Origin of the sequence: Shewanella denitrificans OS217, assembly GCF_000013765.1 — a bacterium.
Lineage (GTDB): Bacteria > Pseudomonadota > Gammaproteobacteria > Enterobacterales > Shewanellaceae > Shewanella > Shewanella denitrificans.
Window position 1 is genome coordinate 1126864 of the sequence record NC_007954.1, and the last position, 22442, is coordinate 1149305.

The 22442-nt window shown below is 45.9% G+C and carries 20 protein-coding genes and 2 tRNA genes; 21 read left to right on the forward strand and 1 reads right to left on the reverse strand.

Translation table 11 applies throughout. The features are described from left to right. Positions 1-43 precede the first annotated feature (43 nt). The 10 genes from SDEN_RS05140 (at position 44) to greA (ending at position 10448) form a co-directional block, all read left to right on the forward strand. Complete coding sequence (locus SDEN_RS05140; protein WP_408640231.1) at positions 44-1069, forward strand: FAD:protein FMN transferase; 1026 nt, start codon at positions 44-46, stop codon at positions 1067-1069. Between the two features lie 13 nt (positions 1070-1082). After that, the gene (gene nqrM, locus SDEN_RS05145; RefSeq protein ID WP_011495441.1) at positions 1083-1307 is read left to right on the forward strand and encodes a (Na+)-NQR maturation NqrM; all 225 of its coding nucleotides are present in this window, start codon (positions 1083-1085) and stop codon (positions 1305-1307) included. A gap of 215 nt (positions 1308-1522) precedes the next feature. Next, positions 1523-1993 (forward strand): bacterioferritin, encoded by a 471-nt coding sequence (gene bfr / locus SDEN_RS05150; protein ID WP_011495442.1) that lies wholly within the window; start codon positions 1523-1525, stop codon positions 1991-1993. 64 nt (positions 1994-2057) lie between these two features. Next, entirely contained in the window at positions 2058-2525 is a 468-nt protein-coding gene (bfr, locus tag SDEN_RS05155) for a bacterioferritin (protein WP_011495443.1), read from the forward strand. Positions 2526-2696: 171 nt separating this feature from the next. Then, positions 2697-3515 carry a M48 family metallopeptidase gene (locus SDEN_RS05160; protein WP_011495444.1) on the forward strand — a complete coding sequence of 273 codons (819 nt, stop codon included), beginning with the start codon at positions 2697-2699 and terminating at the stop codon, positions 3513-3515. Between the two features lie 97 nt (positions 3516-3612). Beyond that, positions 3613-4230: an FKBP-type peptidyl-prolyl cis-trans isomerase gene (locus SDEN_RS05165; RefSeq protein WP_011495445.1), complete on the forward strand. Its 618-nt coding sequence runs from the start codon at positions 3613-3615 to the stop codon at positions 4228-4230. 87 nt (positions 4231-4317) lie between these two features. Then, positions 4318-5130, forward strand: a complete 813-nt coding sequence (dapB, locus tag SDEN_RS05170; protein ID WP_011495446.1) for a 4-hydroxy-tetrahydrodipicolinate reductase — start codon at positions 4318-4320, stop codon at positions 5128-5130. Positions 5131-5297: 167 nt separating this feature from the next. Next, positions 5298-6455: a glutamine-hydrolyzing carbamoyl-phosphate synthase small subunit gene (gene carA / locus SDEN_RS05175; protein ID WP_086022095.1), complete on the forward strand. Its 1158-nt coding sequence runs from the start codon at positions 5298-5300 to the stop codon at positions 6453-6455. Positions 6456-6482: 27 nt separating this feature from the next. Then, positions 6483-9710: a carbamoyl-phosphate synthase large subunit gene (gene carB, locus SDEN_RS05180; protein WP_011495448.1), complete on the forward strand. Its 3228-nt coding sequence runs from the start codon at positions 6483-6485 to the stop codon at positions 9708-9710. Between the two features lie 261 nt (positions 9711-9971). Beyond that, positions 9972-10448 carry a transcription elongation factor GreA gene (gene greA, locus SDEN_RS05185; protein ID WP_011495449.1) on the forward strand — a complete coding sequence of 159 codons (477 nt, stop codon included), beginning with the start codon at positions 9972-9974 and terminating at the stop codon, positions 10446-10448. 150 nt (positions 10449-10598) lie between these two features. On the opposite strand, the gene yhbY is transcribed toward greA, so the two are convergent. After that, a complete protein-coding gene (yhbY, locus tag SDEN_RS05190; protein WP_011495450.1) occupies positions 10599-10898 on the reverse strand; it encodes a ribosome assembly RNA-binding protein YhbY in 300 nt (99 codons plus the stop codon). A gap of 90 nt (positions 10899-10988) precedes the next feature. Between yhbY and rlmE the strand changes: the two genes are divergently transcribed. The 11 genes from rlmE to infB all read left to right on the forward strand — a co-directional run bounded on the left by rlmE (position 10989) and on the right by infB (position 22394). Further along, positions 10989-11618: a 23S rRNA (uridine(2552)-2'-O)-methyltransferase RlmE gene (rlmE, locus tag SDEN_RS05195; RefSeq protein WP_011495451.1), complete on the forward strand. Its 630-nt coding sequence runs from the start codon at positions 10989-10991 to the stop codon at positions 11616-11618. A 45-nt stretch (positions 11619-11663) separates the two neighbouring features. Continuing rightward, entirely contained in the window at positions 11664-13634 is a 1971-nt protein-coding gene (ftsH, locus tag SDEN_RS05200) for an ATP-dependent zinc metalloprotease FtsH (RefSeq protein WP_011495452.1), read from the forward strand. 101 nt (positions 13635-13735) lie between these two features. After that, positions 13736-14584 carry a dihydropteroate synthase gene (folP, locus tag SDEN_RS05205; RefSeq protein ID WP_011495453.1) on the forward strand — a complete coding sequence of 283 codons (849 nt, stop codon included), beginning with the start codon at positions 13736-13738 and terminating at the stop codon, positions 14582-14584. 92 nt (positions 14585-14676) lie between these two features. Continuing rightward, positions 14677-16014, forward strand: a complete 1338-nt coding sequence (glmM, locus tag SDEN_RS05210) for a phosphoglucosamine mutase (RefSeq protein ID WP_011495454.1) — start codon at positions 14677-14679, stop codon at positions 16012-16014. A 171-nt stretch (positions 16015-16185) separates the two neighbouring features. Continuing rightward, the gene (gene tpiA / locus SDEN_RS05215; RefSeq protein ID WP_011495455.1) at positions 16186-16968 is read left to right on the forward strand and encodes a triose-phosphate isomerase; all 783 of its coding nucleotides are present in this window, start codon (positions 16186-16188) and stop codon (positions 16966-16968) included. 3 nt (positions 16969-16971) lie between these two features. Continuing rightward, positions 16972-17304 carry a preprotein translocase subunit SecG gene (gene secG, locus SDEN_RS05220; RefSeq protein ID WP_011495456.1) on the forward strand — a complete coding sequence of 111 codons (333 nt, stop codon included), beginning with the start codon at positions 16972-16974 and terminating at the stop codon, positions 17302-17304. Between the two features lie 9 nt (positions 17305-17313). Beyond that, positions 17314-17400, forward strand: a tRNA-Leu gene (locus tag SDEN_RS05225). 81 nt (positions 17401-17481) lie between these two features. Beyond that, a tRNA-Met gene (locus tag SDEN_RS05230) sits at positions 17482-17558 on the forward strand. Positions 17559-17729: 171 nt separating this feature from the next. Further along, positions 17730-18185 carry a ribosome maturation factor RimP gene (gene rimP, locus SDEN_RS05235; protein WP_011495457.1) on the forward strand — a complete coding sequence of 152 codons (456 nt, stop codon included), beginning with the start codon at positions 17730-17732 and terminating at the stop codon, positions 18183-18185. Between the two features lie 29 nt (positions 18186-18214). Further along, positions 18215-19714 (forward strand): transcription termination factor NusA, encoded by a 1500-nt coding sequence (nusA, locus tag SDEN_RS05240; RefSeq protein ID WP_011495458.1) that lies wholly within the window; start codon positions 18215-18217, stop codon positions 19712-19714. Positions 19715-19739: 25 nt separating this feature from the next. Continuing rightward, positions 19740-22394 carry a translation initiation factor IF-2 gene (gene infB, locus SDEN_RS05245; RefSeq protein ID WP_011495459.1) on the forward strand — a complete coding sequence of 885 codons (2655 nt, stop codon included), beginning with the start codon at positions 19740-19742 and terminating at the stop codon, positions 22392-22394. Positions 22395-22442 lie beyond the last annotated feature (48 nt).

Sequence of the window (22442 nt, forward strand, 5' to 3'; positions counted from 1 at the left end):
ATTCACAAGCTGCAATTTTTTTATTAAAGAGACGATCCTTATTATGATGACTCCCTCTCTAAAAAATCTTAGTTTATTAGCCCTTATTTGGCTGCTCAGCGCTTGTAGCCAGCCCAATGAAGTGATTGCCTTATCTGGCAATACTATGGGAACCACATACAACATTAAACTCAATGCTCATGAAGGCTTGCTGGAGGCTAAGGCCTTGCAAGCTGAAATTGATTTGGCGTTGGAGCAAGTTAACGATCAGATGTCCACCTATAGAAAGACGTCTGAGTTATCACAGTTCAACCAATTATCTGTTGGTGAAACTGTGCAAGTATCAAGTGACACCATAAAGGTGATTGCAGAGGGCAAGCGTTTGCATGAACTGACCTCTGGCGCGCTGGATATCACTTTAGGGCCTTTGGTCAATTTGTGGGGCTTTGGCCCAGATAAGAAACCTCTGACCGTACCTACGGTTGAAGAGATTGCCGCGGCAAAAGCTAAAACGGGTATGGATGGCTTTGCAATTCAAGCGACCGAGAGTCAAGGTGCGCTGCTCAAGCAAAAAGACGGCATATATGTCGATTTATCGGCGATAGCTAAAGGCTTTGGAGTCGATAAGATTGCCAGCTTATTAGATCAACATCAGGTCAGTGGTTATCTGGTGGAGATAGGCGGCGAACTTAGAGTTAAGGGCAGCAAAAACGATAGCAGCCCATGGCGGATTGCCATAGAGCAGCCAACAACGGATGGCCGAGAGATCCAGCAAGTGATAGCTCCAGGTACCATGGGACTGGCAACCTCTGGTGATTATCGCAATTACTTTGAAGATGAAGGCCAGCGCTTCTCTCATCTTATCGACCCTCGTACGGGTATGCCGATTAAGCACACATTAGCCTCTGTCACTGTGTTACATCCCGAATGCATGACCGCCGATGGCCTAGCCACTGCTATGATGGTATTAGGGACACAAGCATCATTGGCGCTTGCCAAAGAGCAAAATTTAGCAATAATGCTGATTGAGAAGCAGCAACAAGGTTTTCAGGTCTTCTACAGTGAAGCCTTTAAAGCGTATGTAAACTAGCTGGAGCAGAGCAATGAGCACATTTATCGCGACATTTGTAGTATTGATGGTGTTTTTTCTATTAATGTCGGTAGGCTATCTCGTTAAGAAGAAAGCGGTTGAAGGAAGCTGTGGTGGCTTGGGCGTCTTAGGCATAGAGAAGGCCTGCGATTGCGACGATCCCTGTGATAAGCGTAAGCGCCGTATGGCCAAGGAAGAAGAGCGCAACGAAAAGCTCGCCAAGAATCGCATTATTTAACTATTTAACGACTTAACCATTTCTAGTCAATAAAAAGCCTGCTTGCAGGCTTTTTTTATATGTAGCGAATAAGAACCATCTAAAAAGCTGAGTGTTAATGATAATGGTTATCACTATTTAAGTTGATGAAAATAAACGATATTTGATTAATTGTCTCGCATGTATTATGCTGTTCGATATTGATTTGGATCACAATTCCCTCCTAAGGACAGCAAATGAAAGGCCATCCTAAAGTTATTAGTCAGTTAAACCGCATACTTACCTGTGAATTAACCGCGATTAACCAGTATTTTCTTCACGCCCGTATGTTTAAACATTGGGGGCTTGAAAAGCTTAATGAGAAAGAATACAAAAAATCCATCCAAGACATGAAGCACGCCGATAAATTGATTGAGCGTGTGTTGTTTCTTGAAGGGCTGCCCAATCTTCAGCAGCTGGACAAGTTAAGAATAGGCGAGCATAGCCAAGAGATGCTCGATTGCGATCTAGCCATGGTGACTGAGCAGCTTGTGGCACTGAGAGATGCGATCAAACTATGTGAAGCCGAACGTGATTATGTTAGCCGCGATTTGCTCGAAGACTTGCTAGAAGATGAAGAAGAGCACTTAGATTGGATAGAGTCGCAACACGAATTGATTAAGCAAACCGGAATTCAGAATTATCTACAGTCGCAGATAAACGATTAAGTTAACGACTAAAACTCGACTACATTCTTGACTAAACTCTTGAATACTCAATAAGGAGTCAGCCATGAAAGGCAACCCAGAAGTTATTGCAGCCTTAAATAGTCTGTTAACCGGCGAATTATCGGCGATGGATCAGTATTTTGTTCACGCTCACATGTATGAAGATTGGGGGCTCGATTCCCTCTATGAGCGTATTGCCCATGAGTCGGATGATGAAAAAGTTCATGCAGCTAAATTGGTTCAGCGTATTCTATTTTTGGAAGGCACGCCGGATGTGGCTAGCCGTGAAGCGCTAAACATAGGTAAAGACGTCAAAGAGATGATGCAGAATGACCTGGATTATGAATACAAGGTTGCCAATCATCTGCGTGAAGTCATCGCGCTTTGCGAACAGAAAGGCGATTACCAGACTCGTGAAATTCTTGAAGTCTTGTTAGATGACACTGAATCTGATCACATGTATTGGTTAGAAAAGCAATTAGGCCTAATCGAACGTATCGGTATTCAGAATTACCTGCAGACCAAGATGTAAGTTTGAGCTATTACAGCTAGTCTTATCTAAAAGCCCAAGTTACGCTTGGGCTTTTTTGTGACTGTTGTATGAAGAATTATTAGCTGAGCAGTAAACTCTACACACTTTCTACAAAGCCTTAGCTTGTGTAGAATCAAATAATTCTCCCGCCGTCTCTCTTTAAGGTGAACCATGAAACCCATTATCGCCAATTCCCTATTAAGTCTATTCGCTGCAACTGTTCTCAGTGCCTGTGTGAGTACTCAATCACCCACAGGTCGCAGTCAGACCCTGTTGTTTTCTGAAGCTCAAATGCAAAAAATGGGCGCCGAATCTTTTGCCTCTATGAAGCAAGAGCAGAAAGTCAGTAAAGATAAAGCCTTAACCACTTATGTTAATTGTGTCGCTAAGCGGATAACGGATGTGTTGCCGGGCGAGGCTAAACCTTGGGAGCTAGTCTTGTTTGAATCTGATCAAGTGAATGCCTTCGCGGTCCCTGGTGGTTTTATCGGGGTTTACACGGGTTTATTGAATGTAGCTAACACTCAAGATCAATTAGCCACAGTCTTAGGCCATGAAGTCGCCCACGTGTTAGCTCATCATGGTAATGAACAAGTGTCCCGTGCACAGATGACGGGGTTAGGCATACAGCTTGCGGATGTTGCCCTTGGCGCTGGCGGCGTATCTAATAAAGACTTATATATGCAAGCCCTAGGATTAGGGGCCAAGGTAGGTTACATCTTGCCCTTTGGTCGAACCCAAGAAAGTGAAGCGGATGTCATGGGGCTTGAGTTGATGGCCAAGGCTGGATTTGATCCTAGCCAGAGCATCACGCTTTGGCAGAACATGGCTAAAGCCGGTGGGGCTCAGGGGCCTGAATTGCTTTCGACTCATCCGTCCAATGAGCGCCGTATTCAAGACTTGCAAGGATTACAAGGGCGTGTGGCGCCGCTGTATCTCGCAGCCCGTGAAACCCAATTGGCCAAATGCATTCAGCCTGGTAAAAAATAGCTAAATAGCAAAAATTGCTTTTTTTTTGCCAACATTGGTGATTAATCTGTGATAAACTCCCGTGAAATTTTTAACGTGAATTGAGAGTAAACTATTTATGTCTGATGTATTCAGCACTTTAGAGCAGCAAGCCAGTTACGGTGTAGGTCGTCAAATGGGTGAGCAATTAGCCGCCAATCCATTTGAAGGTATTGATATTTCTGCTGTACAAGCAGGCCTAGCCGATGCATTCGAAGGTAAAGAAAGTGCTGTGTCTATGGAAGACCTTCAAGTTGCCTTCACTGAAATCAGCCGTCGTTTACAAGAAGCTCAAGAAGCTGCCGCTGATGCCGCTAGCGCAGAAGGCGAAAGCTTCCTTGCTGAAAATGCTAAGCGTGATGGCGTAGTAGTGACGGATTCAGGTCTTCAATATGAAGTATTAGTACAAGGTGAAGGCGAGAAGCCAACACACGAGTCTACTGTACGCACTCATTACCACGGTACATTCATTAACGGTGATGTGTTCGATTCATCTGTTACACGTGGTCAGCCTGCCGAGTTCCCAGTTTCTGGTGTCATCGCGGGTTGGACTGAAGCACTTCAGTTAATGCCTGTTGGCACTAAGCTTAAATTATTCGTGCCTCACCACTTGGCGTACGGCGAGCGTGGCGCGGGTGCTTCCATTCCGCCATTCTCGACATTAGTATTTGAAGTCGAGTTATTAGATATTATCTAAGTTCATCAAAACGCCTAAGTTTACTTAGGCGTTTTTGTATCAAGGGTTAAATTTTCAAGTGTTAGTAAGCATAGCTCTGGAGCGTTTATGACAACTAAAGTAAGAGTTGCAGTCGTTGGTGCCAGTGGCCGTATGGGCCGAGTACTAATCGAAGCCGCCAAGCATCAGGACGTGATCACCTTAGGTGCCGCTATTGAGCGTCAAGGTTCAACCTTGATTGGCGCCGATGCGGGCGAGCTTGCTGGTGTGGGGTGTGTGAATGTTGCCATTTGTGATTCCCTTGATAATGTCAAAGACGACTTCGATGTCTTGATTGATTTTACCTCGCCAGATGCCTCTATGCTGCATTTGGAATGGTGTCTGCGCCATAAAAAACCTATGGTAATCGGCACCACAGGTTTTAACCATGCGCAAAAAGAGCAGATCAGTGCCTGCGCCGAGCAGATCCCTGTGGTATTTTCACCTAACATGTCTGTAGGTGTGAACTTGATGTGGAAACTGCTGGAAGTGGCCACCGCCGTCATGGGTCAAGACACAGATATTGAAATCATTGAAGCCCACCATAGACACAAGAAAGATGCGCCTTCTGGCACAGCATTGAAAATGGGGGAAATCATCGCCAACACTTTAGGCCGTGATTTAGAAGAATGCGCCGTCTATGGCCGCGAAGGTATCACAGGTGCTCGTGACAGAAATACCATAGGTTTTTCTACGATCAGAGCCGGTGATATTGTTGGCGAACATACCGCAATGTTTGCCGATATCGGCGAAAGAATTGAAATTACCCATAAGGCATCGAGTCGTATGACCTATGCTAATGGGGCGATGAGGGCAGCATTTTGGCTTTACGATCAAAATGCGGGTCTCTATGATATGCAGCAGGTCTTAGGGCTTAGTTGATCATTTTGAAAACCACCTATTGGTGGTTTTTTTTTAAACGAAAACACGCTAAAGGAATAGACGTGCTAACTTATGTAGACTCGATAAAATGTGTGTAATTTTTATCCTTAGACATAAGTTGTAAATTAGTAACAAAATACATCATTTACTTTTAATGTTTTGGCTCTTTGGAGGTCGCGTTGACACAGTCTGCCTTACTCGTACTCGAAGATGGAAGCGTTTTTTCTGGCACAGCAATTGGTGCTAAAGGAATGTCTGTTGGTGAAGTGGTATTTAATACTTCGATGACAGGTTACCAAGAAATCTTAACGGATCCTTCCTATTCTCGACAAATCGTTACCTTAACTTACCCTCACATAGGTAATACAGGTACCAATGATGAAGACACAGAATCCACAGGGGTTCACGCCTGTGGTCTGATTATTCGTGACTTACCGCTACTGGCAAGTAATTTTCGTAATCAGCAGTCTTTGAGTGATTATCTGGTTGCTAATAATGTCGTCGGTATCGCCGATATAGATACCCGTAAGCTGACCCGTATTTTGCGTGAAAAAGGTGCCTTAGCCGGTTGCATCATGGTGGGCGATATTGATGAAGCCAAAGCCTTAGCTGAAGCTAAAGCCTTCCCAGGTCTTAAGGGCATGGATCTCGCTAAAGAAGTGACTACAGATAAAGCCTATAACTGGCGCAATGGCAGTTGGCGTTTAGTGGGCGGTTTACCTCATGATACCCCAAGCGATGAGCTTAAATATAAGGTCGTTGCTTATGACTATGGCGTAAAACACAATATTTTACGCATGTTGGTGGACAGAGGTTGTGATGTGACTGTGGTTCCAGCACAAACACCTGCAAGCGAAGTACTGGCGATGAATCCAGATGGGGTATTTTTATCCAATGGACCTGGTGATCCAGCACCTTGTACTTATGCCATTGAAGCCATTCAGGCTCTGCTAAAAACTGAAGTGCCAATTTTTGGTATTTGTCTTGGTCATCAGTTGCTTGCATTAGCTTCTGGCGCTAAAACCTTAAAAATGAAATTCGGTCACCATGGTGCTAACCATCCGGTAAGCAATGTGGAAAAAGGCACTGTGATGATCACCAGTCAAAACCATGGTTTTGCTGCCGATGAAGCCACTTTGCCTGCCAATATTAAAGTCACACATAAGTCACTGTTTGATGGTTCACTCCAAGGTATTCACTTAACGGACAAGCCGGCGTTTAGCTTCCAGGGACACCCTGAAGCCAGCCCTGGCCCAAATGATGCCGCGCCACTGTTCGATCACTTTATCGAGCTTATTGAACAATACCGTCACAACGTTAAGTAATCCGTTATCTGGGAGAAGAGAAAAGCAATGCCAAAACGTACCGATATAAAAAGTATTCTTATCCTAGGGGCTGGTCCAATCGTGATTGGACAAGCATGTGAGTTTGATTATTCAGGTGCTCAAGCCTGTAAAGCGCTGCGTGAAGAAGGCTATCGCGTCATTCTGGTGAATTCAAATCCAGCCACCATAATGACAGATCCAGAAATGGCCGATGCAACCTACATCGAGCCCATTCACTGGGAAGTAGTGCGTAACATTATCGCCAAAGAACGTCCCGATGCGATATTACCCACCATGGGCGGCCAAACCGCACTTAACTGCGCCTTGCAGCTTGAAGCCAAAGGGGTGTTAAAAGAGTTTAACGTCGAAATGATTGGCGCTACCGCCGATGCTATCGACAAGGCTGAAGATAGAAGCCGCTTCGACAAAGCCATGAAGGCCATCGGCCTTGATTGTCCTCGCGCAGGTATCGCCCATAATATGGATGAAGCTTATGGCGTATTGGACATGGTGGGCTTCCCTTGTATTATCCGCCCTTCATTTACCATGGGCGGCAGTGGCGGCGGTATCGCCTATAACAAGGAAGAGTTCGAAGAGATTTGTTCTCAAGGCTTAGACTTGTCACCGACCAATGAACTGCTTATCGATGAGTCACTCATAGGTTGGAAAGAATATGAAATGGAAGTGGTGCGCGACAAAAATGATAACTGCATCATAGTCTGCGCCATTGAAAACTTCGACCCTATGGGCGTGCACACAGGTGATTCAATCACAGTGGCACCAGCGCAAACCTTAACCGACAAAGAATACCAGCTGATGCGTAATGCCTCACTTGCGGTATTGCGTGAAATCGGTGTGGAAACTGGCGGTTCTAACGTGCAGTTCGGTATTTGCCCTGAAACTGGCCGCATGGTCATCATCGAGATGAACCCTAGGGTGTCGCGCTCATCAGCGCTAGCGTCAAAAGCCACGGGTTTCCCTATCGCCAAAGTGGCCGCCAAATTGGCAGTGGGCTTTACCTTAGATGAATTGATGAATGACATCACAGGTGGTCGTACTCCAGCGTCATTTGAGCCTGCCATCGATTATGTGGTCACTAAAATTCCTCGCTTTAACTTTGAAAAATTTGCCGGTGCTAACGACAGATTAACTACTCAGATGAAATCTGTGGGTGAAGTGATGGCCATTGGCCGTACTTTCCAAGAGTCATTGCAAAAAGCCCTTCGTGGCCTTGAAGTGTCTCGTAATGGCTTCGATCCTATCGTGGACTTGGCTTCAACGGATGCCATGACACGTATTCGCCATGAGCTAAAAGAGCCAGGCGCCGATCGTATTTGGTATATAGCCGATGCGTTCAGAGCCGGATTATCCAGCGATGAAGTCTTTACTCTGACCAATATCGACCCTTGGTTTCTAGTGCAAATTGAAGAGCTGATTAAACTTGAGTCAGAAGTCGCAGATGCTGGTATGTCAGGTTTAAATGCGGATTTTCTGCGTAAATTGAAGCGTAAAGGTTTTGCTGACTCGCGTCTTGCCGATGTACTAGGCGTGAGTGAATCTGAAGTGCGTAAACAGCGCCATAAGTTCAAGCTTCACCCTGTGTACAAGCGCGTCGATACTTGTGCTGCTGAATTTGCAACAGATACCGCCTACATGTACTCGACCTATGAAGATGAGTGTGAGGCACTGCCTTCAAATCGTGACAAAATCATGATTTTAGGTGGCGGTCCAAACCGTATTGGCCAGGGTATCGAATTCGATTATTGCTGTGTGCACGCGGCGCTTGCCCTGCGTGAAGACGGTTATGAAACCATTATGGTTAACTGTAACCCTGAAACCGTATCTACGGATTATGACACTTCGGACAGACTCTATTTTGAACCTGTGACATTAGAAGATGTGCTTGAAATCGTCCGCATCGAGAAGCCAAAAGGCGTTATCGTGCAGTACGGTGGTCAAACGCCACTTAAATTAGCTCGCGAGTTAGAAGCTGCAGGTGTGCCGATTATTGGCACTAGCCCAGATGCTATTGATAGGGCCGAAGACAGAGAGCGTTTCCAGCAAGCCATTCAACGTCTTAACATGAAGCAGCCAGAAAATGCGACCGTGACTACGGTTGAAAGTGCGGTAATTGAAGGCGAAAAAATTGGTTACCCGTTAGTGGTACGCCCATCATACGTACTTGGCGGCCGTGCCATGGAAATCGTCTACGATAAACAAGATTTATTGCGCTATTTCAACGAGGCTGTGAGCGTGTCTAACGCGTCACCTGTGTTATTGGATCACTTCTTAGACGATGCCATCGAAGTGGATATCGACGCCATTTGTGATGGAGAAACCGTAGTAGTTGGCGCCATTATGGAGCATATCGAGCAAGCGGGCGTTCACTCGGGGGATTCAGGTTGTTCACTGCCACCTTATACTTTGAGCCAAGCTATCCAAGATGAGATGCGAGTACAAGTCTCTAAATTGGCGTTTGAGCTTGGTGTCGTGGGCTTAATGAACGTGCAATTTGCGGTGAAAGATAACGAAATCTACATGATTGAAGTTAATCCCCGCGCTGCCCGTACTGTGCCTTTCGTTTCAAAAGCGACTGGCGTGCCATTAGCTAAGATTGCCGCGCGAGTCATGGCGGGACAAAGTCTTAAGCAGCAAGGATTTACCGCAGAAGTCATCCCACCGTTTTACTCAGTTAAAGAAGTGGTATTGCCGTTTAACAAGTTCCCTGGTGTCGATCCACTGTTAGGGCCAGAAATGCGCTCAACGGGTGAAGTCATGGGCGTGGGTGATACCTTTGCTGAAGCTTATGCCAAGGCGCAGCTTGGGGCGACGTCTGAAGTGCCAAAATCTGGACGCGCCTTACTTTCTGTGCGTAACAGCGATAAGAAACGGGTTGCAGATTTAGCGGCTAAGTTAATTGAACTTGGTTATCAAATCGATGCAACCCACGGCACTGCGATTGTGCTTGGTGAAGCAGGAATTAACCCACGCTTAGTGAATAAGGTCCATGAAGGTCGTCCGCACATTCTTGATAGGATCAAAAATGGCGAATATACCTACATAGTGAACACCACCGAAGGGCGTCAAGCCATTGAGGATTCACGCCAAATTCGCCGCGGCGCACTGCGTTACAAGGTGAATTACACCACCACACTGAATGCGGCATTTGCAACTTGCATGGCGCACTCAGCCGATGACAGAAGCAATGTGACGTCTTTGCAAGAGCTTCATCAAAGGGTGTTGAATAAAGCTTAACCTTTCACTGAGGTTAATTATTAAGGCCGCCTCTGGGCGGCCTTTTTTATTCCCTATGACTAGCAAGTCTGCTAAAGCTTAGGTAAGCTATCGGCAATTATACCAATCGTATAAATTAAGGCATTGCCAGCGCTAATATCATTTCCCATAAAAATGTGTATCTAAGCTAAGCCATGGCGGCGTTATTCCGAACGACTAAACTGTGTTGCTCATTAGAGCGACAGAGTCTGTTTTTGTTTCTCAAGGAGACTTAAGGCAATTATGAGTAAAGTTCCTATGACAGTAGTGGGCGCAGAGCAACTACGTAAAGAATTAGAATTATTGAAATTTGATCGTCGTCCTAAGATCACCGAAGCCATTGCATCGGCCCGAGAACTCGGTGATTTAAAAGAAAATGCCGAGTACCATGCGGCCCGTGAAGATCAAGGTATTTGTGAAGCCCGTATTCGTGATATTGAAGGCAAGCTATCTAACGCGCAGATCATTGATGTCACCAAAATAGAAAACACTGGGCGGGTGATCTTTGGCACCACGGTGACAATTTTGAATGTCGAAACCGATGCAGAAGTGAAGTATCGCATCGTGGGTGATGATGAAGCTGATATTAAGCAGAACTTGATCTCAGTGAACTCGCCTATTGCCCGTGGTCTTATTGGCAAAAATGAAGGCGATGAAGTATCAATTACTACGCCTGGTGGTTTAACGGATTACGAAATTATTGCGGTTGAGTACATTTAGTTGCACTTTTATGGGGCTGTTTAGCTCATAAATACTTGGCTTTTCTGCCGAGGAAGATAACAATAAGGCCACTGAATTCAGTGGCCTTATTTCTTGTTGATACCTCAGGTTGTAAAGTCGTGACTTAACTTAAACCTGAGCTCACGAAGATTATTTGGTTTTTGGTAAGGCGATTTTCATTTCTGCAGAATGACGGAAAAGCACCAACACGTGACCAATAACTTGTACTTTAGCTGACTGAGTTTCACGCACGATAGCATCGACTATGGCATTTTTAAGTTCTCTGTCGGCGCCAGCTACTTTAACTTTGATAAGTTCATGGTGTGTTAATGCGCTGTCAATTTCAGCTAGAACACCTTCAGTCAAACCATTGGCACCCAGCATGACCACAGGCTTAAGATTATGCGCCAGGCCTTTTAAATGCTGTTTTTGTTTGGTTGTTAAGTTCATTTCTACCAACTTTTGCTGAGTTACTATTGAAAAGCCGCTATTCTACCCTTATATAAGCTCTGTGTAACTCTCAATTGTTATGGAATTTGAATGTCAGCTAAAAAACGAACGGCCAGCTCAGCCCGCTGGATGCAAGAACATTTTGATGATCACTATGTCAAACTCGCACAAAAAAGGGGGCTAAGGTCACGTGCTGCATTTAAGTTAGAAGAAATTCAGCAAAAAGATCATCTTATCCGCCAAGGCATGACAGTGGTGGACTTAGGTGCCGCGCCTGGCGGTTGGTCTCAGGTGGCGGTTAAGTTAGCCGGCGACAACGGTAAGGTCATTGCCTGTGACATTTTGCCTATGGATCCCATCGTGGGCGTCGACTTCTTGCAAGGCGACTTTCGCGAAGAAAATGTCCTCAATGCGCTGCTTGACAGGGTAGGTGAGGACAAGGTTGATGTGGTACTATCTGACATGGCTCCGAATATGAGCGGTTCAGATGGCGTCGATCAACCTAGAGCTATGTACTTGGTTGAATTAGCATTAGAAATGTGTCATCAAGTATTGGCGCCTAATGGCTGTTTTGCAGTTAAGGTCTTTCAGGGGGAAGGCTTTGATGAGTACATAAAATCAGTCAAACAAGCATTTAAAACCGTAAAAACACGCAAACCAGACTCCTCTCGCGCCCGTTCTCGGGAAGTCTATCTAGTAGCGACTGGATACAAGTTGTAGTAGTCTAATCTTAATCATCGCAAGACTTGAACGAGGTCTAGTAATTTGAGTGACATGGCAAAAAATTTAATTCTCTGGGTCGTCATCGCCGTAGTGTTGATGTCGGTATTTCAGGGTTATTCCCCCTCTTCTTCGAATTCGCAGAAGATGGATTATTCCACCTTTTTGGACAGTGTTCGTGGTGGCCAAATTAACACGGTTGAAATCAAAAGCGATCAGCGAACTATCGAAGGCACTAAGCGTACCGGTGAGAAATTCGTCACCATCATGCCTATGTATGACCAAGACTTGATCAACGACCTTGACCGTAAAGGCATTACAATGAAAGGCCAAGAAGCGGAAGAATCAAGCTTCTTGACTCAAATCTTTATTTCTTGGTTCCCTATGTTACTGCTTATCGGGGTGTGGATATTCTTCATGCGCCAGATGCAAGGTGGTGGCGGTAAGGGCGCAATGTCATTTGGCAAGAGTAAAGCCAAATTGATGAGTGAAGATCAAATCAAAACCACCTTTGCCGATGTGGCAGGTTGTGATGAAGCCAAAGAAGAAGTTAAAGAATTAGTGGATTACCTGCGTGACCCCACTAAATTCCAGAAACTGGGCGGCCGCATACCCACAGGCGTCTTGATGGTAGGGCAACCCGGTACAGGTAAAACCTTACTGGCCAAAGCCATTGCCGGTGAATCTAAGGTACCATTCTTTACTATTTCAGGTTCTGACTTCGTGGAAATGTTTGTCGGTGTCGGTGCATCTCGTGTGCGTGACATGTTCGAGCAAGCGAAAAAATCAGCGCCTTGTATCATCTTTATCGATGAAATCGATGCCGTAGGTCGTCAGCGTGGTGCAGGTGTCGGTGGTGGTCATGATGAAAGGGAACAAACTCTTAACCAAATGCTGGTCGAGATGGATGGTTTTGAAGGCAACGAAGGCGTTATCGTCATCGCGGCAACTAACCGCCCAGACGTATTAGACTCGGCGTTATTGCGTCCAGGCCGTTTCGACCGTCAAGTCGTGGTTGGCTTACCGGATGTACGCGGTCGTGAGCAGATTTTGAAAGTGCATATGCGTAAAGTGCCTTTGTCTGATGATGTTAAAGCCAGCGTTATTGCTCGTGGCACACCCGGATTCTCTGGTGCAGACCTTGCTAACCTAGTGAACGAAGCTGCCTTGTTTGCTGCCCGTGGTAATCGCCGTGTCGTCAGCATGGAAGAGTTTGAGCGTGCTAAAGATAAAATCATGATGGGCGCAGAGCGCCGTTCTATGGTGATGTCGGAAGCGGAAAAAGAAATGACCGCTTATCATGAAGCCGGTCATGCCATTGTAGGTTGTCTAGTCCCCGAGCACGACCCTGTGCACAAGGTCACTATCATTCCTCGTGGCCGCGCCTTAGGTGTGACTTTCTTCTTACCTGTGGCTGATGCCATTAGTCAGAGCCGCCTAAAGCTTGAGTCGCAAATTTCGGTAGCCTATGGTGGCCGTCTTGCTGAAGAGTTAATTTACGGCAGTGATAAAGTGTCGACCGGTGCATCACAAGACATCAAATACGCGACGTCTATTGCGCGCAACATGGTGACTCAGTGGGGCTTCTCGGACAAGTTAGGTCCACTGCTTTATGCTGAAGAAGATAATGAAGTTTTCTTAGGTCGTAGCATGGGTAAATCTAAAGCTATGTCTGATGACACTGCTAGGATCATAGATGCTGAAATCAAAGCCTTTATCGATAAGAATTATGCTAGAGCACAAAGTTTGCTCAACGATAACATGGATATCTTACACTCGATGAAAGATGCGTTAATGAAGTATGAGACGATAGATTCATTGCAGATCGATGATTTAATGAATCGCCGTGAAGTTCGTCTTCCTGCCGAATGGCAAAAAGATGAGACCTCAGATGATGATGGCAATACGCCAAAAGCTGGTGCTGACGAGAAAGCTGACGTTAGCCCAGAAAAATCTGACTCAGATACGGAAATTGAGCCAAAAGTCGATGATGCCGATGGTACGCCTGCTAAGTAGGGCGTAGCATAAATAAAGAAAACCCCGTTTAGGGGTTTTCTTGTTTTTAAAAGATCAAAGTTTCCGGTTAATGGGCTTTAAAATGCCGCAATGGATAAAAGATGTTTGAAATAAAGAGCAAAACTAAAATTTTAGATTTAAGTATGCCTGTTGTCATGGGCATAGTGAATGTCACCCCAGATTCATTTTCCGATGGTGGGCAATTCGACAATTTCGATGCAGCTTGTGCTCAGGTGGACAAACTAGTTGCAGAGGGCGCGATGATTTTAGACATTGGCGGTGAGTCGACCCGCCCTGGCGCGACTGAAGTCACCCTTGAGCAGGAGCTTACTCGGGTTATTCCCGTCATTGAATATGCCGCTAAAAAATACGCCAGTGCAGCAGACAAAATCTGGATATCCATAGATACCAGTAAACCTGAGGTTATGCAGGCGGCAGTCAATGCTGGTGCCAATATGATCAATGATATCAGAGCATTGCAACTCGAAGGCGCCTTAGCTATGGCGGCAACTCTTCAAGTCCCAGTATGCTTAATGCACATGAAAGGTGAGCCTAAAGACATGCAGGATTCACCTGAGTATCAAGATATCATTCTAGAAGTCAGTGATTTTTTTGATGCTAGAGTCCATGCCTGCCTTGACGCTGGGATTGAAAGGGAGCACATCCTACTCGACCCAGGTTTTGGCTTTGGCAAAACCCTTGAGCACAACTATCAGCTGTTAGCACAATTGCCGGCATTGCATGCTTTTCATCTACCAATCTTGATTGGTTTATCAAGAAAGCGCATGATTGGCGAGCTTTTACAAAGAGAGGTTAATGAACGCCTTGCAGGCAGCTTAGCGGGGGCATTAATTGCGGCGCAACAAGGGGCACGAATTTTGCGTGTTCATGATGTGGCCGAGACCCATGATGTACTAAGCGTGATGTCAGCGACCATGGCCAGTCATTAAGCAGGTCTATTAGCTTGAACTAAAAGCAACAGTAGATCTTGATATTTTGAAGTAGTTATTTCACTAAGTGGCAACACTTAAGCGAGGAAAACGTGAAACAAAGACAGTTTTTTGGCACCGATGGCATTCGTGGAAAAGTCGGCGCGGGTAAAATGACCCCAGAATTAGCGCTTAAACTCGGTTGGGCTGCGGGGCGAGTTTTATCTCGAACTGGCACTAAGAAAGTCATTATAGGTAAAGACACCCGTATTTCAGGTTATCTATTTGAATCAGCCCTTGAGGCTGGATTGTCGGCAGCGGGTCTTAATGTCTTGCTCGTAGGTCCGATGCCAACGCCCGCCGTGGCTTACCTAACCCGCACCTTTAGGGCGGAAGCTGGCATAGTGATAAGCGCCTCTCATAACCCCTATTATGATAATGGCATCAAGTTTTTCTCAACCGATGGCAGTAAGCTTGATGATGCTATCGAACTTGAAATTGAAGCCGAACTTGAAAAACCCCTTACCTGTGTAGAGTCCCACTTACTAGGTAAGGCGAAGCGCATCGATGATGCTGCCGGGCGCTATATTGAGTATTGCAAAGGCAATTTTCCTGCGGATCAGACCCTAGAAGGGCTTAAAATTGTGGTCGATTGTGCTCACGGTGCGACCTACCATATAGCGCCTAGCGTTTTCAGTGAACTGGGTGCCGAGGTGATTGCCATAGGTGACAAGCCAAACGGCACTAATATTAACCATGAAGTGGGCGCCACTTCCATGGGTAAAATTTGTGAAACTGTATTGGCCGAAGGAGCCGATTTAGGCATAGCGCTGGATGGTGATGGTGATCGCATCATGATGGTTAATCGCAAGGGTGAAGTCATAGATGGCGATCAAATTCTGTATATCCTTGCTGCTGACGCACAAAAACGTGGCCAGCTTAAGGGCGGCGTTGTCGGTACCTTAATGTCCAATTTAGGCTTAGATCTTGCCTTACAAGCATTAGATATTCCTTTTCTTCGCTCCAATGTTGGCGATAGATACGTGATGGAAATGCTTAAGAAAAATGATTGGCGTATCGGTGGCGAAAATTCTGGCCACATATTAGACCTAGATCATGGCACGACAGGTGATGGCATAGTGGCTGGTATATTAGTCTTAGCCGCAATGCGTCGTCAAAATGCCACATTGGAGCAGTTGGTTGAACCAATGAAAATGTTGCCACAAGTGCTCATTAATGTGCGTTTTGAAGGCAGTAACAACCCACTGGATTCAGACTTAGTAAAGAGTGCACAACGGGAAGTTGAGCAGTCGTTAGGGGCTCGTGGTCGTGTGTTATTACGTAAGTCAGGCACTGAGCCTTTGATCCGCGTCATGGTCGAAGGGGATGACCATGACTTAGTCTTGGCCCATGCCAATCGGATCGCCGCTGCGGTAAAATTAGGCTGTTAATTGTTAATCGAGTGCCAAGGGGCCAGATTCCCTTGGCTAATTCATTGATAAATCACGTTGAAGTATAAAAAACATCCATATCGACGCGATATTTCAAATAATCCCATGTTAGCTATTGTAACTTGATAAGCGGTTCGCTATTATTCACGCCGCTTTCAGGAGGAGACAGTTATGGCACTCAGGCGTCCTATGGTGGCGGGCAATTGGAAAATGAATGGCAATGCGGCACTGGCCCAAGAGCTATTCAAGAAATTTGCTTCTAAGCTCCAAAATGATTCTGCTGAGGTGGTGCTATGCCCGCCTTCAATATACCTAGAAAGTGTTAGGCAACTGCTTGAAGATAATAAACAAGCCTTAGATGGTGCGTTAGTTAGAATGGGCGCTCAAAATGTCAGTCAACATGACTTTGGGGCTTATACCGGTGAGATATCCGGGCAGATGCTAAAAGATTCAGGATGTCGATATGTAATTATCGGACACTCCGAGCGCCGCCGTATGTACGGTGAGACGAGTAACATAGTGGCAGAGAAATTCGCTGCCGCACAAAAACATGGTTTGACCCCGATCCTTTGTGTCGGTGAGTCAGGTCCAGCACGAGAAGCAAGACGCACCTTTGAGGTGATTGCCGAAGAGTTGGATATAGTCATAGAAAAAAACGGTACCATGGCTTTTGATAACGCCATTATCGCTTACGAACCTTTATGGGCCGTAGGGACAGGTAAAAGCGCTACACCAGAGCAGGCGCAAGAAGTACATGCGTTTATTCGCAAACGTCTCTCTGAAGTGTCTCCCTTTATTGGAGAGAATGTCAGAATTTTATACGGTGGTAGCGTTACCCCTAGCAATGCGGCAGACTTGTTTGCCCAGCCCGATGTTGATGGTGGACTGATAGGCGGTGCTAGTTTAAACTCGAGCGAGTTTTTGAGCTTATGTACCATAGCGATGAGTGCCTAGATTATGTATGAAGTATTAATGGTTGTATATCTGATGGTGTCGATAGGTCTAGTGGGCCTTATCTTAATCCAGCAGGGGAAAGGTGCCGATATGGGTGCATCTTTTGGAGCAGGTGCTTCAGGCACTTTGTTCGGTTCAAGCGGTTCAGGTAACTTCCTGACACGCAGCACGGCTGTGCTAGCAATTGGTTTTTTCGCCTTAAGCCTGATTATCGGTAACTTAAGTGCTAACCATGTTAAGCAAGGCGATGCTTGGAACGAAATTAATTCTGCTGCTGAGCAAGTTGTTGAACAAGCGCCAGTGACAGAAGAAACAGGAACTAATATTCCTGATTAAGCAAGATTAGCCGAGGTGGTGAAATTGGTATACGCGCAGCCTTGAGGTGGCTGTGTCCTAACGGACGTGCGGGTTCAAGTCCCGCTCTCGGCACCATTTAAACACTAATCAAGTAAGGCGTTACATGATTAGTGATTGCAAGCATAGTGAGAAATCAATATACTTGCAGCCAGTTGACGCGGGGTGGAGCAGTTTGGTAGCTCGTCGGGCTCATAACCCGAAGGTCGTCGGTTCAAATCCGGCCCCCGCAACCAGCTTTTGTAATATGAAATTCATCGAACGAATGCATATTACAATTTACAGGTTCTATAATAAGAAGACCTCGTGATTACGGGGTTTTTTGTTATATGGACTTTTAAAAACCGTGTTTTTTGCGGTAAGTTCGGGGGCTATTAGCCCTTTTTTCGTTTTTCTGGGGGTCATTTTTGGCAACAATAGAATCTAGACTGGTCGAAATGCTCACTGTGCCAGTTGAAGCCTTGGGTTTCGAGCTTTGGGGCATAGAGTTCGTTCATGCTGGTCGTCACTCGATAGTGCGTGTTTTTATCGACAGTGAAAAAGGCATATTTATTGAAGACTGTGCCGAAACCAGTCGTCAAGTCAGTGCGGTACTGGATGTTGAAGACCCCATTACGACCGAATACACATTAGAAGTTTCTTCACCTGGTGTTGATAGGCCTTTATTTACTGCCGCGCAGTATCAGGCTTATATCGGTGAGGATGCGAAAGTTCAATTGACTATGCCTGTTGCGGGTAGTCGTAATTTAAAAGGCGTCATCAGTAAAGTTGAAGGTCAGATCTTGACACTTAACGTTGATGGTAAAGACTTGATTATTGCCTTGGATAATATCCGTAAAGGCAACATTATCGCTAAGTTTTGATGGTTTCAAGGTGAACGAGGCAAGACGATATGAATAAAGAAATCCTGCTAGTCGCAGAGGCAGTTTCTAATGAAAAAGCCGTACCCCGCGAAAAAATATTTGAAGCGCTAGAAATTGCACTAGCTACAGCAACCAAGAAAAAGTACGAAGGTGACATCGAGGTTCGTGTTGCTATCGATCGTAAAACGGGTCACTACGACACTTTCCGTCGTTGGATGGTGGTTGACGATCAAGGTGAAGCATTAGAAAATCCGTACAGTGAAATCACCTTAGAAGCGGCCCGTTACGAAGAGCCAGGCATAGAGCCTGGTCAATACATAGAAGACCAAATTGATTCTGTGGTTTTTGACCGTATTACGACCCAAACCGCGAAGCAAGTCATAGTACAAAAAGTACGTGAAGCAGAGCGCGCCCAAGTTGTAGAACAGTTCATCGAAAAAGAAGGTGAGATTGTTACTGGTATTGTTAAGAAAAGCAGCCGTGAAAACGTGGTTGTCGACTTAGGTAACAATGCTGACGGCGTGCTGTTCAAAGAAGATTTGATCAGCCGTGAGTCTTTCCGTCCAGGTGACCGCGTTCGCGCATTACTTTACTCAGTCCGTCCTGAAGCACGCGGCGCGCAGTTATTTTTAACTCGCTCTAAGCCTGAAATGCTGATCGAACTGTTCCGTGTTGAAGTGCCTGAAATATACGACGAGATGATCGAAATCATGGGCGCAGCTCGTGATCCTGGTGCTCGCGCTAAGATAGCCGTTAAGTCTAACGATAGACGTATCGACCCTATCGGTGCTTGTGTGGGCATGCGCGGCGCACGTGTTCAAGCCGTTTCTAACGAGCTTGGCGGTGAGCGTGTTGATATCGTGTTGTGGGATGAGAATCCAGCGCAATATGTGATCAATGCCATGGCACCAGCCGATGTGGCTTCTATCATAGTCGACGAAGATAACCATTCTATGGATATCGCCGTTGAAGCCGATAGTTTGGCACAAGCCATTGGTCGAAATGGACAAAACGTACGTTTAGCGACTCAGCTTACCGGCTGGGAACTGAACGTAATGACAGTGGAAGACATGAATAAGAAGCACCAGGCAGAAAGTGCCAAGGTGATCGACTTATTCGTGAGCGCCCTGGAAGTGGATACTGACTTTGCAACTGTGCTTGCAGAAGAAGGCTTCACTTCATTAGAAGAAATCGCTTACGTACCAGAAGCGGAATTACTAGCTATCGATGGTTTTGATAGTGACATAGTAGAAACATTACGTGAACGTGCAAAAGCGGCTATTTCTACCCGTGCATTAGCCACGGAAGAAGCATTAGATGGCGCTGAGCCAAGTGAAGATTTATTAGCATTGGAAGGGTTGGAAAGGCATTTAGCTTATGTTCTAGCGAGCAAAGGCGTTGTGACTTTAGAAGACCTAGCCGAACAAGGCATAGACGATTTGATCGAAATTGAAGAATTAACAGAAGCAAAAGCAGGTGAGCTCATCATGGCGGCCCGCAATATCTGTTGGTTTGGCGAAGAAGCATAAGTCGATCAACAGGGGGATTTAATTGATGGCAGATACAAGCGTACAAAAATTAGCCGCGGAAGTGGGTAAAAGTGTTGAGCGACTGATTGAGCAGTTTTCTGAAGCAGGCCTTAAAAAAGGTCAAGCTGATACAGTATCAGAAACTGAGAAACAACAGTTACTCGATTACCTAAAGAAGCAGCACGGTGCTGATAAAGCGCCAACAAAAATGACATTACAACGTAAAACAGTGTCGACCTTAAGCGTGCCCGCCGGTGGTGGTCAGTCAAAAGACGTTAAAGTTGAAGTGCGTAAAAAGCGTACCTTCGTTAAGCGCGATGACAGCGAGTTAGTCGACCAAGCGGAACTTGAAGCTAAGGCTAAAGCCGAAGCAGACGCAAAAGCGGCTGCAGAAGCTAAGCAAAAAGCTGACGCCGAAGCACAAGCTAAAGCGGCGGCAGAAGCCAAAGCAAAAGCTGAAGCTAACAAAGCCAAGGAAAAAGCGCCACAGGCGCCAGCACCTAAGCCAAAAGCTGAACTGAAAGCTGAAACGCCAGAAGCTGCTGCAGCGCGCGCTGAAGCGGAGCGCATCAAAGCGACTCAAGAAGCTGTGCTAACTAAAAAGCAAAAAGAGGAAGCGGCACAAGCTGCTGAAGAAGCTAAGAAATTAGCTGAAGTCAACTCTAAGCGCTGGGCAGAAGAAGAGCGTTTACGCCTTGAAGCTGAAAAGAATGGCGATCACCATGTCACTACCTCTAAAGTGGCTCGCGCCGCTGAAGACAGTTCAGATATGGATGATGAAAAGCGTGGACGTCGTGCCCGTAACAAGCCGACCAACAAGAAGCGTGGCGGTAAAGATGCCCGTGACGGTCGTGAAAAGCACATGCGTAACCGCAGCACTGCACCTCAGTCTATGGCGCACGGCTTTAACAAGCCAGTGGCAGCCGTAAGCCGTGATGTTCGCATCGGTGAAACCGTTTCTGTAGCTGAATTGGCTCATTTAATGGCCGTTAAAGCCACTGAAATCATCAAGCAGATGATGAAGATGGGTTCAATGGTGACCATTAACCAAATTCTTGATCAAGAAACTGCGCAAATGGTTGCAGAAGAGATGGGTCACAAGGTTGTTTTACTTCGTGAAAACGAACTAGAAGAGCAAGTGCTTGGCGATCGTGATGACAACGTTAAGTTAGAAACACGTGCGCCAGTTGTGACTATCATGGGTCACGTCGACCACGGTAAAACATCATTACTTGATTATATCCGTCGTGCAAAAGTTGCTGCTGGTGAAGCCGGTGGTATTACTCAGCATATCGGTGCATACCATGTTGAAACAGACAATGGCATGATCACCTTCTTAGATACACCGGGTCACGCCGCGTTTACTTCTATGCGTGCTCGTGGTGCTAAGGCGACCGATATTGTTATTTTGGTTGTTGCTGCAGATGATGGCGTAATGCCACAGACTATCGAAGCAATCCAACACGCTAAAGCCGGTAATGTGCCGTTAATCGTCGCGGTTAACAAAATGGATAAGCCTGATGCTGATCCAGAGCGTGTTAAGAGCGAATTGTCTCAGCATGGCGTAATGTCAGATGATTGGGGCGGCGACAACATGTTCGTTCACCTATCAGCTAAGACGGGTGAAGGCGTAGATGAACTATTAGAAGGCATTTTATTGCAGTCTGAAGTTCTTGAACTTAAAGCGGTTCGTGAAGGCATGGCAGCAGGTGTGGTTATTGAATCACAACTTGATAAAGGCCGTGGTCCAGTCGCAACTGTATTGGTTCAGTCTGGTACCTTGCGTCAAGGTGATATCGTTCTTTGTGGCTTAATGTACGGTAAAATCCGTGCAATGAAAGACGAAAACGGTAATGCAATCACAGAAGCGGGTCCTTCTATCCCTGTTGAGATCTTAGGTCTTTCTGGCGTGCCATCGGCAGGTGATGAAGCGACTGTAGTACGTGATGAGCGTAAAGCGCGTGAAGTTGCACTTTATCGTCAAGGCAAGTTCCGTGATGTTAAACTTGCTCGTCAGCAGAAGTCTAAGCTTGAAAACATGTTTGCCAACATGGAAGAAGGTGAAGTTCAAGAACTTAATATCGTGCTTAAAGCAGACGTTCAAGGTTCATTGGAAGCAATTTGTGATTCGTTAACGGGTCTATCTACTGCTGAAGTGAAAGTGAACATCATAGCGCGCGGTGTAGGTGCATTGACTGAAACTGATGCAACATTGGCAGCAGCCTCTAACGCTATCATGGTTGGCTTTAATGTTCGTGCCGATGCACAAGCGCGTAAGACTATCGAAGCTGAAAGTGTTGATCTACGTTACTACAGCATCATCTATAATCTAATTGATGAAGTTCGTGCTGCAATGACGGGCATGTTAGCTCCTGAATTTAAGCAACAGATTATCGGTCTGGCTGAAGTTCGTGACGTGTTTAAGTCTCCTAAGATCGGCGCAATCGCGGGTTGTATGGTGACTGAAGGTATCGTTAAGCGCAGCGCGCCAATCCGTGTTCTACGTGACAACGTGGTTATCTATGAAGGTGAGCTTGAGTCATTACGCCGCTTCAAAGATGATGCTACTGAAGTCCGTAACGGCATGGAATGTGGTATCGGTGTGAAGAACTACAATGACGTTCGCGTAGGCGACCAGATTGAAGTCTTCGAAACCATTGAAGTCGCACGCACCTTATAATTCTAGGTACTTGTAACATCCTAAGGGCGGCATTAGCCGCCCTTGTTG

Coding starts and splice junctions, on each gene's coding strand:
- rlmE (WP_011495451.1), top strand. CDS start 10,989: ATGTCAGCTAAAAAACGAACGGCCAGCTCAGCCCGCTGGATGCAAGAA.
- SDEN_RS05160 (WP_011495444.1), top strand. CDS start 2,697: ATGAAACCCATTATCGCCAATTCCCTATTAAGTCTATTCGCTGCAACT.
- folP (WP_011495453.1), top strand. CDS start 13,736: ATGTTTGAAATAAAGAGCAAAACTAAAATTTTAGATTTAAGTATGCCT.
- carB (WP_011495448.1), top strand. CDS start 6,483: ATGCCAAAACGTACCGATATAAAAAGTATTCTTATCCTAGGGGCTGGT.
- dapB (WP_011495446.1), top strand. CDS start 4,318: ATGACAACTAAAGTAAGAGTTGCAGTCGTTGGTGCCAGTGGCCGTATG.
- yhbY (WP_011495450.1), bottom strand. CDS start 10,898: ATGAACTTAACAACCAAACAAAAACAGCATTTAAAAGGCCTGGCGCAT.
- SDEN_RS05140 (WP_408640231.1), top strand. CDS start 44: ATGATGACTCCCTCTCTAAAAAATCTTAGTTTATTAGCCCTTATTTGG.
- SDEN_RS05165 (WP_011495445.1), top strand. CDS start 3,613: ATGTCTGATGTATTCAGCACTTTAGAGCAGCAAGCCAGTTACGGTGTA.
- infB (WP_011495459.1), top strand. CDS start 19,740: ATGGCAGATACAAGCGTACAAAAATTAGCCGCGGAAGTGGGTAAAAGT.
- bfr (WP_011495442.1), top strand. CDS start 1,523: ATGAAAGGCCATCCTAAAGTTATTAGTCAGTTAAACCGCATACTTACC.
- nqrM (WP_011495441.1), top strand. CDS start 1,083: ATGAGCACATTTATCGCGACATTTGTAGTATTGATGGTGTTTTTTCTA.
- bfr (WP_011495443.1), top strand. CDS start 2,058: ATGAAAGGCAACCCAGAAGTTATTGCAGCCTTAAATAGTCTGTTAACC.
- secG (WP_011495456.1), top strand. CDS start 16,972: ATGTATGAAGTATTAATGGTTGTATATCTGATGGTGTCGATAGGTCTA.
- nusA (WP_011495458.1), top strand. CDS start 18,215: ATGAATAAAGAAATCCTGCTAGTCGCAGAGGCAGTTTCTAATGAAAAA.
- tpiA (WP_011495455.1), top strand. CDS start 16,186: ATGGCACTCAGGCGTCCTATGGTGGCGGGCAATTGGAAAATGAATGGC.
- greA (WP_011495449.1), top strand. CDS start 9,972: ATGAGTAAAGTTCCTATGACAGTAGTGGGCGCAGAGCAACTACGTAAA.